The 12,243-nt window shown below is 67.2% G+C and carries 12 protein-coding genes; 6 read left to right on the top strand and 6 right to left on the bottom strand.

The window, feature by feature from the left end; translation table 11 throughout:
- Nucleotides 1-55: 55 nt before the first annotated feature.
- Complete coding sequence (gene trpD, locus ASG73_RS10880; protein WP_055994761.1) at nt 56-1,117, bottom strand: anthranilate phosphoribosyltransferase; 1,062 nt, start codon at nt 1,115-1,117, stop codon at nt 56-58.
- Nucleotides 1,114-1,578 carry a response regulator transcription factor gene (locus ASG73_RS10875; RefSeq protein WP_055994758.1) on the bottom strand — a complete coding sequence of 155 codons (465 nt, stop codon included), beginning with the start codon at nt 1,576-1,578 and terminating at the stop codon, nt 1,114-1,116. Before ASG73_RS10875 ends, trpD begins: the two co-directional genes overlap by 4 nt.
- Before the next feature lie 105 nt (nt 1,579-1,683).
- On the opposite strand from ASG73_RS10875, the gene ctaE reads away from it, so the two are divergent.
- The 6 genes from ctaE (at nt 1,684) to ASG73_RS10845 (ending at nt 7,776) form a co-directional block, all read left to right on the top strand.
- Nucleotides 1,684-2,331, top strand: a complete 648-nt coding sequence (gene ctaE / locus ASG73_RS10870; RefSeq protein ID WP_055994755.1) for an aa3-type cytochrome oxidase subunit III — start codon at nt 1,684-1,686, stop codon at nt 2,329-2,331.
- 56 nt (nt 2,332-2,387) lie between these two features.
- Complete coding sequence (gene qcrC / locus ASG73_RS10865; protein WP_055994752.1) at nt 2,388-3,170, top strand: cytochrome bc1 complex diheme cytochrome c subunit; 783 nt, start codon at nt 2,388-2,390, stop codon at nt 3,168-3,170.
- A gap of 40 nt (nt 3,171-3,210) precedes the next feature.
- Nucleotides 3,211-4,335: a cytochrome bc1 complex Rieske iron-sulfur subunit gene (qcrA, locus tag ASG73_RS10860; RefSeq protein WP_055994749.1), complete on the top strand. Its 1,125-nt coding sequence runs from the start codon at nt 3,211-3,213 to the stop codon at nt 4,333-4,335.
- A gap of 2 nt (nt 4,336-4,337) precedes the next feature.
- Complete coding sequence (qcrB, locus tag ASG73_RS10855) at nt 4,338-6,044, top strand: cytochrome bc1 complex cytochrome b subunit (RefSeq protein WP_055994745.1); 1,707 nt, start codon at nt 4,338-4,340, stop codon at nt 6,042-6,044.
- A gap of 132 nt (nt 6,045-6,176) precedes the next feature.
- Nucleotides 6,177-7,394 (top strand): multidrug effflux MFS transporter, encoded by a 1,218-nt coding sequence (locus ASG73_RS10850; protein WP_055994742.1) that lies wholly within the window; start codon nt 6,177-6,179, stop codon nt 7,392-7,394.
- 1 nt (nt 7,395) lies between these two features.
- Nucleotides 7,396-7,776, top strand: a complete 381-nt coding sequence (locus tag ASG73_RS10845; RefSeq protein WP_055994739.1) for a metallopeptidase family protein — start codon at nt 7,396-7,398, stop codon at nt 7,774-7,776.
- Nucleotides 7,777-7,802: 26 nt separating this feature from the next.
- Here ASG73_RS10845 and ASG73_RS10840 read toward each other — a convergent pair whose 3' ends face one another.
- The 4 genes from ASG73_RS10840 to ctaC form a co-directional block, all read right to left on the bottom strand.
- Nucleotides 7,803-9,014: a L,D-transpeptidase gene (locus ASG73_RS10840; RefSeq protein WP_235499431.1), complete on the bottom strand. Its 1,212-nt coding sequence runs from the start codon at nt 9,012-9,014 to the stop codon at nt 7,803-7,805.
- 115 nt (nt 9,015-9,129) lie between these two features.
- Complete coding sequence (locus ASG73_RS10835) at nt 9,130-9,531, bottom strand: cytochrome c oxidase subunit 4 (RefSeq protein WP_055994736.1); 402 nt, start codon at nt 9,529-9,531, stop codon at nt 9,130-9,132.
- Entirely contained in the window at nt 9,528-11,273 is a 1,746-nt protein-coding gene (ctaD, locus tag ASG73_RS10830) for an aa3-type cytochrome oxidase subunit I (RefSeq protein ID WP_156466258.1), read from the bottom strand. The genes ASG73_RS10835 and ctaD overlap by 4 nt, the downstream gene beginning before the upstream one ends.
- A complete protein-coding gene (ctaC, locus tag ASG73_RS10825) occupies nt 11,273-12,181 on the bottom strand; it encodes an aa3-type cytochrome oxidase subunit II (protein ID WP_442905371.1) in 909 nt (302 codons plus the stop codon). The genes ctaD and ctaC overlap by 1 nt, the downstream gene beginning before the upstream one ends.
- Between the last annotated feature and the right edge of the window lie 62 nt (nt 12,182-12,243).

Raw genomic sequence — 12,243 nt, 5'->3', positions numbered from 1 at the left:
CCCCGGGCCAGAGCGGCAGACCCAGGGATGGTCGACCATCCCCTGTGCTGCCCCTTCAGGCAGGGCTGGCGTCGCGTGTCGCCGCGACCCACCGGTCGAGCTGCTCGGCGGCACGGCCCGAGTCCAGGACCGCCTCGACCGTGTCCATCCCCCCACGGATCGCGGCGATCGGGTCGGCCGGCAGCTGCGCACCCGACTGCGACAGGGCGACCGCCGCGCCTGCATTGAGGACCACGGCGTCCCGCACGGGGCCGGTCCGGCCCGCGAAGAGCCGTCGAGCGACCTCGGCGTTGAAGTCCGCGTCCCCACCCCGGAGGGAGTCGAGCGGGCTGCGCTGCAGGCCCACGTCCTCCGGCGTCAGGGTGAGCTCGCTGATCTGACCGCCCGCGACCCACCACACGTGCGAGGAGTCGGCGACCGTCAGCTCGTCGAGCCCGTCGTCACCGCGGAAGACCAGGGCGTCCGTGCCGCGATCGGCGAAGACACCGGCCATGAGGGGCGCCACACGCTCGTCGGCGACCCCCACGACCGAGTAGGTCGGACGGCTCGGGTTGGTCATCGGTCCCAGCACGTTGAGTGCCGTACCGACCCCCAGGTCCCGCCGCGGGGCCGCCGTGTGCCGGAAGGAGGGGTGGAAGGTCTGCGCGAAGCAGAAGGTGATGCCCGCGACGTCCACGACGCTCGTGACCGCCTCGGGAGGAAGGGAGAGGTTGACACCCAGCGACTCGAGGACGTCGGCGGAGCCGGACTTGGACGACGAGGCCCGGTTGCCGTGCTTGACCACCCGGACGCCGGTCGCGGCGATGCAGATGGAGGACATCGTCGAGATGTTCACGGTGCCGGCCATGTCCCCGCCGGTCCCCACGATGTCCAGGGTCGGCCCGGCCACGTCGATCGGCAGCGCGTGCTCGAGCATGACATCAGCCAGCGCCCGCAGCTCGGTGACGGTCTCCCCCTTCGCCCGCAGCGCCACGAGGAACCCGGCGATCTGCGCCGGGGCCGCGTCGCCGGACATCATCTCGCGCATGGCCCATGACGTCTCGTCCGACGAGAGGTCGTGCCCTGAGAGAAGCGTGGTGAGGACGGCGGGCCAGGTGTGCGTGCCCGTCGCGGTCATCGGTGGGACACGCCTCGGGCGAGGTCGGCCACCGCGTCAGCCAGGGTGATCGGGTCGAGAGGGTGCGGCACGGACGCGTCGGCCATCGACCAGGTCGCCAGCCACCCGTCCTGCGGCCGGCCGGTGAGCACGAGCACCGGGGGGCACTGGTGGATCTCGGACTTCAGCTGACGGCACAGACCCATGCCGCCGAGCCTGGCCGCCTCGCCGTCGAGCACCAGGAGGTCGATGCCGCCGGCCTCGACGGCCTCGATCACGGCGTCCGCTGTCGCACACTCACGCCACCCTGCGATCTCGACATCCTTGGCGGGGCGACGGCCGATGGCCGCACGCACGGCGTCCCGCGTGGTGATGTTGTCGCTGTGCAGGAGGACCTGCACCGAAACGACGTCGCGTGCCCCGGCCCCGACGTGCGCGTCGGACGCGGAGGCGGAAGGGGTCTGCTGGGGGGTACCGGTCATGCGCAAGATCGTAGCGGTGAGGGGGGTCACGAGACTCGCGGAGGGGGGTGGCGCACAACCGCCCGGACTTATAGACATAATGGGCCCGTGGCCACTGCAACCTCTATGCCTTCAACCGTGTCCGGGCACTCCGTCGCCGACCCCTCCATGGGTCCGGTCAGCCGACCCAACATGGTGTCTGTCGGCACCATCGTCTGGCTGTCCAGCGAGCTGATGTTCTTCGCCGGGCTCTTCGCGATCTTCTTCACGGTCCGGTCGATGCGACCCGACTTGTGGGAGCACAACATCGCGCTGCTCAACGTGCCCTTCGCGGCTGCCAACACCCTGATCCTCGTGGTCTCGTCGGTGTGGTGCCAGCTGGGTGTCCTCAGGGCCGAGCACGGTCAGAAGTCGCGTACCGGCTCCCTGCTGAACGTCGCCGGCTGGGGCATGCGTGAGTGGTACATCCTCACCTACATCTTCGGCGCGATCTTCGTCTCGGGTCAGATCCTCGAGTACGCCACGCTCGTCAGCGAGGGCGTGACGATCTCGACGGACTCCTGGTCCTCGATCTTCTACCTCACCACGGGCCTGCACGGCATCCACGTCACGGGTGGCCTCATCGCCTTCCTGCTGATCATCGGCCGCACGTACACCACCCGTGACTACAGCCACGCCCAGCAGACCGGTGCCGTCGTCACCTCGTACTACTGGCACTTCGTCGACGTCGTGTGGATCGCGCTCTTCGCCGCGATCTACCTCCTCGGAGCATGATCTCGATGCGTCGCCCTTCGCCCCGATCCCCCCGACCCAAGAGGACAGGACTTTCCATGCCCACCCTCTCTCGCCGTCACCCTGCGGCGATTGCCCTGCTGCTCATGCTCGGGCTCCTCGTGACCGGCACCGCCTACGCCGCCGTGGCCCCCAAGCAGGCGCAGGCCTCGGTCACCGCCGCGGACAGCGTGGCCAGCGGCAAGAAGCTCTTCATCGCCAACTGCGCGACCTGCCACGGCGCCAACGGCCTGGGCATCAACGAGGTCGGGCCCAGCCTGGCCGGCGTGGGTGCCGCCTCGGTCGACTTCCAGATGGGCACCGGCCGCATGCCGATGACCGAGCCCGGGGTCCAGGCCAAGTCCGGCGGCATGGTCAAGTTCTCCGACGAGGAGATCTCCGACATCGCCGCCTACGTCGCCTCGCTCGGCCCCGGCCCGGCAGTTCCCGACTCGGAGTACACCGACGCCTCCAAGGGTGACCCGGGCAAGGGTGGCCAGATCTTCCGCGTCAACTGCGCCATGTGCCACAACAGCGCCGGCGCCGGTGGCGCCCTGACCCGCGGCAAGGACGCCCCGCCCGTCACCGGCGTCACGGGCAAGCACATCTACGAGGCGATGGAGACGGGCCCGCAGAGCATGCCGGTCTTCAACGACGCCAACATCGACCCCGAGTCCAAGCGCGACGTGATCGCCTACCTCGACGCCCAGCAGGAAGCCGGCAACCCCGGCGGCAACCCCCTCGGCGGTCTCGGCCCGGTGCCCGAGGGACTCTTCATTTGGACGATCGGTCTGGGCCTCCTCGTGGGCATCGCCGTCTGGCTCGGCCAGAAGTCCGCCTGATCCACACTGACCATCGCCACACAGACAGGACCGACGACAGATGAGTGAGCACACCCCGACGGGGGCACAGCCGGAGGAGCCCATCGGCTCTGAGCCGGTACGCCTCGACCAGGGCCACGTGCAGGGCTCCGGTGGTATCCCGGAGCGGTTCGCCAACCCCGGGCTGCCCCCCCACGTGCTGCGCAATGCCGACCTCGACGACAAGGCGGCCAAGCGCGCCGAGGGTCAGGTGGCGATCCTCTTCATCCTGTCCATCCTCGGCACGGTGCTCTTCCTCGTGGCCTACTTCATGGTCGACGTGCGCACCCAGGTCTGGGTGCCCTTCACCAACGAGATGAGCCTGTCCAACCTGCTCCTCGGACTGGGTCTGGCCTTCAGCCTGCTGGGCATCGGCCTGGGTGCCGTGCACTGGGCCAAGACGCTCATGCCCGACACCGAGGTCGTCGAGATGCGTCACCCGATGCGCTCGAGCGACGAGGACCGTCAGGGTTTCGTCGACACGATGCTCGAGGGTGGCGAGAGCTCGCAGCTGACGCGACGCCCCCTGCTCAAGGCGACCTTCGGTGCCGCGATGGGTCTCTTCGCCCTGCCGCTGCTCATCCAGCTGGGTGGCTCGATGGGCCCGCTCCCGCGCAATGACCTCTCCGTGACCTTCTGGAACGGCGAGAAGGGCAAGGACGGCAAGTACGTCCCGAAGAAGCTGCGCCTGCACCGTGACCCCGAGGACACGCCGATCAAGCCCAGCGACGTCACCATCGGCTCGGTGTTCCACATCCAGCCCGAGGGGCTCCTCGAGCTGCACGACGACATCCTCAACGAGATGAGCAAGGCCTCCGTCCTGCTCATGCGCCTGAACCCCACGGACTTCCAGGAGACCGACAAGGGCCGCAAGGCCCGCGAGTGGGGCTACGAGGGCATCGTCGCCTACTCCAAGGTCTGCACCCACGTCGGCTGCCCCGTCGGTCTCTACGAGCAGACCACGCACCACCTGCTCTGCCCCTGCCACCAGTCCACCTTCGACGTGACCAACGACTGCGAGGTCATCTTCGGTCCTGCTGGGCACCCCCTGCCGCAGCTGAAGATCGGCGTTGACAGCGAGGGTTACCTCATCGCCGAGCAGCCCTTCCAGGAACCTGTCGGCCCGAGCTTCTGGGAGCGTGGTTGATCGTGACCGCCAACACCCGTCCCGCTGACGCGCTGCGTGCAGATGACGCACCTGCCGTGGCGCCCGCCTCCCCCGGCCTGAAGAAGGTCGGCGGCGTCGCTGGCTGGATCGATGACCGGACCGGCGCCGCCAAGGGCGTCGGGTACCTCATGAAGAAGGTCTTCCCCGACCACTGGTCCTTCATGCTCGGTGAGATCGCGATGTACTCGATGATCGTGTGCATGCTCACCGGGGTCTTCCTGACCTTCTGGTTCGACCCGTCGATGGCCCACACCACCTACGAGGGCAGCTACGCGCCCCTGCAGGGTGTCGAGATGTCCCGGGCCTACGCCTCGACGCTCGACATCTCCTTCGACGTCAAGGGCGGTCTGCTCATCCGGCAGATCCACCACTGGTCGGCGCTGCTCTTCATCGTCGCCCTGTCGGTGCACATGCTCCGCGTCTTCTTCACCGGCGCCTTCCGCAAGCCGCGTGAGCTCAACTGGATCATCGGCTGCGTCCTGTCGCTCCTGGCGCTCGTCGAGGGCTTCGCTGGCTACTCCCTCCCGGACGACCTGCTGTCCGGTACGGGTCTGCGCGCTGCGCAGGGCTTCATGGTCGCTGCGCCGGTCATCGGCAGCTACCTCAGCTACGGCCTCTTCGGTGGCACCTTCCCGGGCGATGACATCATCCCGCGCCTGTACTCCGTCCACATCCTGCTGCTGCCGGCGCTGCTCATCGCGCTCTTCACGGTGCACATCGTCCTCGTCGCGCTGCAGAAGCACACGCAGTACCCGGGCCCGGGCAAGACCAACGACAATGTCGTCGGCTTCCCCGTGATGCCCGTGTACGCGGCCAAGGCCGGTGGCTTCTTCTTCATCGTCTTCGGTGGCATCGCCCTGATCTCCGCACTGGTGCAGATCAACGCGGTCTGGGTGCACGGTCCCTACGAGCCCAACGCCACCACGGCCGGCGCACAGCCTGACTGGTACATGGGTTTCCCGGACGGGGCGCTGCGTCTGCTCCCGGGCTTCATGGAGTTCGAGACCTTCGGCTTCACCTGGGCGTTCCCGGTCATCATCGGTGCTCTGCTGGTGATCCCCGCGTTCTACGGCGGCATGATGGCCTATCCCTTCATCGAGGCCTGGGTCACCGGTGACAAGCGCGAGCACCACCTGCTCGACCGCCCGCGCAATGTCCCGACGCGCACTGCCCTCGGTATGGCTGCACTGACGCTCTACGGCGTGCTCATGTTCGCTGCGAGCAACGACATCATCGCGATCAAGTTCGGGATGTCGATCAACGACATCACGTGGATCCTGCGCGTGCTGACCTTCGTCGGGCCCGTGATCGCCTTCTGGGCGACCAAGCGGATCTGCCTGAGCCTGCAGCGTCACGACCGCGACCTCGTGCTCCACGGTCGTGAGACCGGACGCCTCGAGCGCGGTGCCGCCGGTGACTTCCACGAGGTCCACGAGCCCGTCGACGAGCAGACGCGTTGGACCCTCGTCCAGCACGAGGAGACTCCCCCGCTGGAGCTCACCTCGACCGTGGACGCCAATGGTGTCGCGAACAAGAAGGGTGCGCGCAAGAACAAGCTGCGCGCGAAGCTGCACTCCTTCTACTTCGACGGCGCGGTCGAGCCGGTCTCGCCGGCCGAGCTCGAGGCGGCCCACCACGAGCACGGTCACGAGGCCATCGAGTCCGGAGACAAGATCTCCACTCACTGACCTCGGTCGGACACCACGACGCAGGCCCCGGAGGACATCCTCCGGGGCCTGCGTCATACCCCGACACCCGCGGTGCGAGGATGTCTCGAGATGCCCAGCCCTCGCTCTTCTCCCCTCGTCACGACAACGCCCTTGGCCGTCACCACGGTCCTGCTGGCGCTGCTCGGCATGTTCGGCCCGTTCTCCATCGACGCGGCCTTCCCTGCCTTCCAGGCAATGGGTGAGGACTTCGCCGCCTCGGACGCATCGATGCAGCTGGTGGTGAGTGCCTACCTGGGCGCGTTCGCGGTGATGAGCCTCTTCCACGGGCCCCTCAGCGACGCGGTCGGCCGCAAACCGGTCATGGTCACCGGCGCCGCCGTCTACGCGTTGGCCTCGATCGGGTGCGCGCTCTCCCCTTCGCTGCCCGTGCTCCTGGCCTTCCGCGTGCTGCAGGGGATGTCGGCCGGTGCCGGGACGATCGTCTCGCGCACGGTCGTGCGTGATCTCTTCGAGGGAGCCCGGGCCCAACGCCTGATGGCCACCATCGCGATGATCTTCGGCATCGCGCCCGCGCTCGCGCCCATCATCGGGGGCTGGTTGCTCCTCTCGGGGCCGTGGCCACTGGTCTTCTGGTTCCTCAGCGGCTTCGGCGCCTTCATCGCCATAGCCGTCCTCGCGCTGCTCCCCGAGAGCCACCCTCCGGAGCGACGAACGCCCATGGACCTGCGCTCCATCATCGGCGGGGTCATGGCGGTCGTACGGATGCGACGCTTTCAGGTGCTGTCGGCCGCCTCGGCATTTTCCTTCGCCGGGCAGTTCCTCTACATCGGCGCAGCGCCGATCTTCGTCGTCTCCCTGCTGGGCAAGGGAGCCCAGGACTTCTGGGTCTTCTTCGTCCCCATGGTCACCGGGATGATCCTGGGGTCCTTCACCAACAGCCGTCTGGCCGGGAGGGTCAGCGGGGACCGCCTGATCATCAGCGGTCAGGCCGTCGCCCTGACCGGCGCGGTCCTGGGGCTCGGACTTGCCCTCCTGCCGGGCACCGCATCACTCCCCTGGGCGGTGGTGGGTCCCACTGCCATCGCCTTCGGGACGGGGATCTCCCTGCCGGTCTACCAGCTGGCCCTGCTCGACGCAGTGCCGCACGCCCGGGGCACTGCGGCCTCCGTCTCGACCTTCTTGATGCTGCTGCTCAATGCCACGCTCACCGCCGTCGTCGTACCCATCGCGGCGACGACGCTCGCCGGGCTCGCCGCGACGAGCCTCGGGCTGCTGGCCCTCGGCATCGCCTTGTTCCACCTGTACCGCCGGACCGCCCGCCCCCCACGGTCGGTACCGGTGCAGCAACTCACACCGGAGGTGACCTGAGATGGTCGAGATCAGCCAAGAGGACTTCGAGCTGGCGGTGAGCGACGCCCTCGACCAGGTCCCTCAAGAGCTCCTCGCGATGCTCGACAACGTCGCCTTCTTCGTCGAGGACGAGCCAGGGCTCGAGCACGCCGACCCGCAGCTGTCTGCTGAGGACAACGGCGAGCTGCTCGGGATCTACCTCGGCGTCCCGTTGACCGAGCGCGACGGGATGTGGGCTGGTGCGCTCCCCGACCGCATCGTGCTCTTCCGAGGGCCGTTGACGCGGATGTGTCAGGACCTCGAGGAGCTGCGGGAGGAGATCACCATCACCATCGTGCACGAGGCCGGTCACCACGTCGGGATCGACGAGGAGCGCCTCCACGAGCTCGGCTGGGGCTAGGCGCCCGAGCCGGAGCGTGAACTCGGTCAGACCAGTGCGCTCTGCTGCTGCCAGTGTGCATAGTCGAACTGCCACACGCCGATGCCCTCGGTCGGCTTGAACTGACGTGCGGATCCTTCGAAGTCCACCGGGTCACCCGGCAAGGAGTTGTCGTAGAACCACTTCGCCGCCGAGGGCGCCATGTTGACACAGCCGTGCGAGACATTGGTGCTGCCCTGCGCGCCCACCGACCACGGCGCTGAGTGCACGAACTCCCCCGTCCAGGTCACGCGGACGTTGAAGTTGGTGTCGACCTTGTAGTACCCGGGCTCGCCCTTGTCGATGCCGATGGTCGCGGAGTCCATGGTCATCTCGCGCTGCTTGCCGATGACGACCTTCATCCCCGAGCGAGTCTCGGTCTCCTTGCCGGGCTTGCCGCTGCTCACCGGGAAGGTCTTGATCGTCGCGCCATCTCGGGAGACGGTCATCTGGTGCTTGTCGATGTCGACGCGACTCATCTGCTGACGACCGATGGTCATCGAACCGGAGAGGTCCTCGGCCACCCACTTGTCCTCACCGGTCTGGAAGCCGGTGAGAGGGGCGTTGATCGTGACGGTCGTGCCGGGGGCCCAGAAGTCCTTGGGGCGCCACATCAGCTGCCGGTTGTCGAGCCATCCCCACGACCCCTCGGTCTTGGGGGTGGTCGTCACCGAGACGGCCTGCTCGATCTTCTTGCGGTAGGCGGCGTCGGTCACCACCGAGTCGAACTGGATGCTGGCCGGCATGGCCACGCCCACGGTCTGCTGGTTGTACACGATGCCGTAGGTCGCCGTGATCGCCGGCTTGTGCGTGGTGAAGGTCGAGGTCTGGGTGCTCTCCCCGCCCTCGGGACCGGCTGCGGTGACAGCGACGGTGTAGCTCGTGTCCGGCTTCAGCCTGGCGGTCGAGGACCACGCCTGGCCGGACACCTTGCCTGCGAGCTCGTCGCCTGCATCAGTGGTCACCGACACCTTGCCCAGGTCGCCGCGCATCACCTGCACGTGCACGACAGCGTCGGGCATGACCTCGGTGGTGTCCGCGGCCGGGCTGACCTTGATCTCTGCAGGGGGCTTGTCCGGCGTCGTCGAGGACTCGCTCGCCGAGCCCTGGCCCCGCGAACCCGTCGGGGACCCGTCGTCGCCACTGCCGCACGCGGCCACCAGGAGCGCGAGCACGACCGCCAGCCCGAGGATCCGCAGCCGGCGCAGCACGACAATCACGAGAACATTCCCCCAGAAGGACGAGACGAGGCTCCACGCGGGATCGCCGCCGTGGACGCACTGAAGGGGCCCGGACCGTGGTCCGTGGCCCCTTCAGGCGAGTGTACGCGCCAGATCAGTGCGCGTGCTCACCCGAGTAGTACTCGAAGACCCACCCGCAGAGGGCCCAGACACCAAGGATCGCACCGAAGGCGGAGATCCACAGGCCCGCGGCCACACCGAGGAAGACCAGCGCGCCCGACAGGGCGAGCCACAGCGGCCACCACGAGAAGGGCGAGAAGGCGCCGTACGCGCCAGCGATCTGGTCGATCTCGCCGTCCTCGTCGTCGTCCGGGCGCAGCGGCAGCTTGCGTCCGGTGTGCCACAGGAAGAAGGTGATCATGAAGCAGAGGCCGGCACTCAGGCCGAGCGCGACCCAGCCCACGGGCTCGACCCAGTCGGTCCAGAAACCGTAGAGCGCGCAGACGAAGGCGAAGAACACGCCGATGAAGCCAAAGAACTGAACCTCGGTCTTCATCGGGTGCCCTCACCATCGGTCGTGGCCGTGACGGCGGCCGTGTCGTGCGCGAAGCGCGAACGGATCGCGGCCGGTGCGTACTCAGGGTGGTTCATGTCGAAGACCGGGCGCTCGGAGCGGATCGGCGGGATCGACGTGAAGTTGTGCCGCGGCGGCGGGCAGGAGGTCGCCCACTCGAGGCTGCCTCCGTAGCCCCACGGGTCGTCGACCTCGACCTTGGGCGCGCTCACGTGAGTCTTCCACACGTTGTAGAAGAAGGGCAGGAAGCTGACCGCCAGGATGAGCGAGCCGACCGTGGAGATCTGGTTGGCGAGCTGGAAGTTGTCCTCCGGCATGTAGTCCGCGTATCGGCGCGGCATGCCCTCGACTCCCAGCCAGTGCTGGATGAGGAAGGTCATGTGGAAGCCGACGAACAGCAGCCAGAAGTGCAGCTTGCCCAGACCTTCGTCGAGCATCTTTCCGGTGAGCTTGGGCCACCAGAAGTACAGCCCGCCGAAGAAGGAGAAGACGATCGTGCCGAAGAGCACGTAGTGGAAGTGCGCGACGATGAAGTACGTGTCGGTGATGTGGAAGTCCAGCGCGGGGCTGGCCATGATGACACCGGTCAGACCGCCGAAGAGGAAGGTGACGAGGAAGCCGATCGCCCAGACCAGCGGGGTGGCGAAGACGAGCTTGCCGCCCCACATCGTGCCGATCCAGTTGAAGAACTTCACCCCGGTCGGTACCGAGATCGCCATCGTCATGATCGCGAAGAAGGGTAGGAAGACCTGGCCGGTGCCGTACATGTGGTGCGCCCACACGGAGACGGACAGGGCCGCGATGGCGATCGTCGCGAAGACCAGCGTCTTGTAGCCGAAGATCGGCTTGCGGGAGAAGACCGGCAGGATCTCGGAGATCACTCCGAAGAACGGCAGGGCGAGGATGTAGACCTCTGGGTGCCCGAAGAACCAGAAGAGGTGCTGCCAGAGCAGTGCTCCACCGCTGGCCGCGTCAAAGATCTGCCCGCCGAACCTTCGATCGACGCCGAGGCCGATCAGGGCCGCCGCGAGGACCGGGAAGGCCATGAGGACCAGGACGGACGTGATCAGGATGCCCCAGGTGAAGATCGGCATCCGGAACATCGTCATGCCGGGCGCGCGCATGCAGATGATCGTGGTGATGAAGTTGACGGCACCGAGGATCGTGCCGAATCCGCTGAGCGCCAGGCCCCAGACCCACAGGTCGCCACCGATGCCGGGGCTGTAGGTCGGGTCGGACAGCGGGGTGTAGGCGGTCCAGCCGAAGGAGGCCGCGCCACCGGGGGTGAGCAGACCACCAGCAGCGATGATGCCGCCGAAGAGGTAGAGCCAGTAGGCGAACATGTTCAGCCGCGGGAAGGCGACATCGGGGGCGCCGATCTGCAGCGGCATCAGCGCGTTGGCGAAGGCCGCGAAGGCCGGCGTCGCGAAGAGCAGCAGCATGATCGTGCCGTGCATCGTGAACATCTCGTTGAACTGCTCGGGGTTGTCCACCACCTGCAGGCCGGGAGCCCACAGCTCGAGCCGGATGACCAGCGCCATGAGTCCTCCGAGGAGGAACCACACGAAGCTGGTGACCATGTAGAGGTTGCCGATGACCTTGTGGTCGGTCGTCGTGATGTAGCGGAAGAACTGCGAGCCCGCCTTCTCACGCCTCGCGATCGTGCGTTCCGAGACCTCGGCCTCGGTCGTGCTCCTGGCGAGTGCGCCGGATACGGTCGACATCAGTTCTCCTCGGAGGTTCGCGCGGAGTCGTCCTTGCCCAGGAGGTCTTGATCGCGCGGGTTGATCTTCTCGCGGTTGAGGCCGTTGTCGAGCAGACCGGTCTGGCCCTTGGCCTTGAGGTCGGCCATGTGCTTGTCGAACTCAGCAGGCTCCACGACCTTGACGTTGAACAGCATCTGCGAGTGGTAGGCGCCGCACAGCTCTGCGCACTTGCCCTGGAAGGTGCCGGTCTGGGTCGGCGTCACCTGGAAACGGTTGACGATGCCCGGGTTGACGTCCATCTTCTCGAGGAAGGCAGGCACCCAGAAGGAGTGGATGACGTCGCGGGAGGTCAGGACGAACTCGACGCGCTCGCCCTTGGGCACGTAGAGGGTCGGCAGGTCCTTCTCCGCGCCCACCTTGCCGTCGAGCACGGCCATCTGGCCAGCCTCGTGGACATCCTCGTCGATGTAGTTGAAGTCCCAGCTCCACTGCTTGCCGACGATGTTGATCGTCTGGTCGGGCTCCTGGGAGACGTCGTTCAGCTTGGTCGTGGCGTCCTGGGTGTAGTAGAAGAGCGCACCCACCATGAGCATGGGAACCACGGTGTAGAGGATCTCCAGCGGCACGTTGTACTGCAGCTGGATCGGCAGCGAGCCGTCGTCGTCCTTGCGCCGGCGGTAGGCCGTCATGCACCAGAGGATCAGCCCCCAGACGAGCACGCCGACGGCCAGCGCCGCGACCCAGGCCCAGATCCAGAGGTTCTCCACGATCTGGGCCTCCTCCGTGACCCCCTCTGGGAGGTACCCGTTTTTGGGGTCGGTGTGGACACCGACCGCACTGCAGGCCGAGAGAGCCACGACGGCGATGGTTAGTCCGATGGCACCGACTCCACGGCGCGTACGCCGAGAGGATGGGCTCAAAGACACAGGCAAGGGGCACCTACTACTGGTCCGAAGGTTTCTTGAAGACGTGGGTCACGTTACCGCAG

The organism is Janibacter sp. Soil728 (assembly GCF_001428305.1).
Taxonomy (GTDB): domain Bacteria; phylum Actinomycetota; class Actinomycetes; order Actinomycetales; family Dermatophilaceae; genus Janibacter.
Note: the sequence above shows the minus strand (reverse complement) of the source record. Positions and strands in the feature narration are given on the sequence as shown.